Annotated in this window: 3 protein-coding genes; all 3 read left to right on the top strand. The window is 44.1% G+C overall.

The features are described from left to right. On the top strand, nt 1-676 hold a 676-nt coding region (locus tag F6K53_RS39075; protein WP_293085269.1), incomplete at its 5' end, for a transposase. A 149-nt stretch (nt 677-825) separates the two neighbouring features. Further along, nucleotides 826-1,620 carry a nucleotide exchange factor GrpE gene (gene grpE / locus F6K53_RS39070; protein ID WP_075903432.1) on the top strand — a complete coding sequence of 265 codons (795 nt, stop codon included), beginning with the start codon at nt 826-828 and terminating at the stop codon, nt 1,618-1,620. A 150-nt stretch (nt 1,621-1,770) separates the two neighbouring features. After that, nucleotides 1,771-1,891: Hsp70 family protein (locus tag F6K53_RS39065; protein WP_293085271.1), on the top strand; the 121-nt coding region annotated here is incomplete at its 3' end.

Here is a 1,891-nt window from a genome sequence, read left to right as displayed (position 1 = left end):
TTATCTGGTATTGTCTCTAGAAGATAAGACCGTTACCAAGGTTAAGCCCGACATTAACCCTGAATCTATAATTGGGATTGATGTTGGCCTTAAAGAATTTTTGACCACTTCTGAAGGGGAAACAGTAAGCATTCCTCAATATTATCGACGGTCTCAGAAAAGGCTGAGAGTTATTCAGAAAAGAGTATCTCGACGAAAAAAAGGAGGTAAAAATAGACTCAAAGCTATCAAACAACTTGGAAAGCAGCACAAAAAAGTATCGGACAAGCGAAAAGACTTTCATTTTAAGACAGCAAAATATTTGCTGTCAAAATACGATGTAATTGCTCACGAAAAATTAAACGTAAAGGGACTTGTCTTATCTCGATTGGCTAAATCTGTGTTAGACGCTGGGTGGTCTAGCTTTCTGACAATCCTGGCAAGCAAAGCCTTAAATGCTGGCTTGTTGGCGATTCCAGTAAGTGCTCGGAACACTTCACAGAACTGTTCCAGTTGCAGCAAAAAAGTCCCTAAAAAGTTGCATGTTCGGTGGCATGATTGTCCTCACTGTGGTTGCAGTTTGGACAGAGACCACAATGCAGCAATAAATATAAAAAACAGAGCGGAAGGGCAGTCCGTTCTTAAAGCCCAGCGCCTCCTAAGCGATAGCCGGACTGGCGCTTGTTGCCTACACTGAACCTGTAAGGTCAGTATAGGAGCTGTCACAAACCGATGCTATAGTCGTTAGACTGAACGTGGTTAGTTTAAAAAATTTGCTGGAAAATTGGTTGGCTAGTAAGAAATTATAGATAAACTAGCAGTCTATTGAATTGGGATGAGTGGAGCATGATTGACGAAGCAAAACAGTCAGATAACACTTCGCAGGAGACAAAGGAAGAGTCCACTACGGTACTCGCAGACAATCTTGAGGTGGAAGCGGTAGCCGTAGCCTCTGACTCAGAGGTCAACTCTGAAGCAGCACAACCAACTGAATCCTCTGCTGCGGAAGCATCTGAGTCAGAGTCGGTAGACCAAGAAGCCCAGACCGAGGTAGCTCAAGCAGCTACCGATGAATCACCTACGGAGGACGATTCCAAAATTCTAGAAACCATCAAGCAGGAAAATGAGGCCCTGAAAGCTCAACTAGAAGAGCGAACTCAGCAATGTGACTCCTTTAAATCTCAATACATCCGGATTGCGGCAGATTTTGAGAATTTCCGCAAACGGTCAACTAAAGAGAAAGAAGACTTGGAACATCAAGTTAAAGGAAACACCATCACTGAGTTATTGTCAGTAGTAGATAACTTTGAACGGGCGCGCACCCAAATTAAGCCTCAAAATGATGGGGAAATGTCAATTCACAAAAGCTATCAAGGTGTTTATAAACAGCTGGTAGATAGCCTCAAGCGCCTTGGGGTTGCTGCGATGCGACCAGAAGGGCAAGAGTTTGACCCCAATCTCCACGAAGCGGTTATGCGAGAACCAACGGATGACTATCCAGAAGGAGTAGTCATAGAACAGCTAATGCGGGGTTATTTACTTGGGGAGCGGGTGTTACGTCACGCTATGGTGAAAGTAGCTGCTGCGGCAGAACCACAGGAAACCTCGGAAGCTCAGAAATCTGCTGAGTCAGAAAATTAGCTGCCATTGAGTGGTTAACCTTCCTTTGGTGTCAGTCTCTGACCATCCTACGAAAAGGGACGAACGCACCAAGGGAAGTTCTATTATTTTGACCAACTCAACAAAAAATCAAACTAAAATAACTTAACATAACCGTTAAGCCGTAACCCTATGGGAAAAGTTATTGGCATCGACCTAGGCACAACCAATAGTTGTGTTTCTGTCTTAGAAGGGGGTAAACCCATAGTCATTTCCAGCTCGGAAGGTGGGCGAACTACACCGAGTATTGTGG

This window comes from Moorena sp. SIO4A1 (genome assembly GCF_010672065.1).
Taxonomy (GTDB): Bacteria; Cyanobacteriota; Cyanobacteriia; order Cyanobacteriales; family Coleofasciculaceae; genus Moorena.
The sequence above is the reverse complement of the archived record's forward strand: the minus strand, read 5'-3'. Positions and strand labels throughout refer to the sequence as shown.

Bases quoted from the DNA above. Each gene is read 5' to 3' on its own strand.
- grpE (WP_075903432.1), top strand. From the start codon at position 826: ATGATTGACGAAGCAAAACAGTCAGATAACACTTCGCAGGAGACAAAG.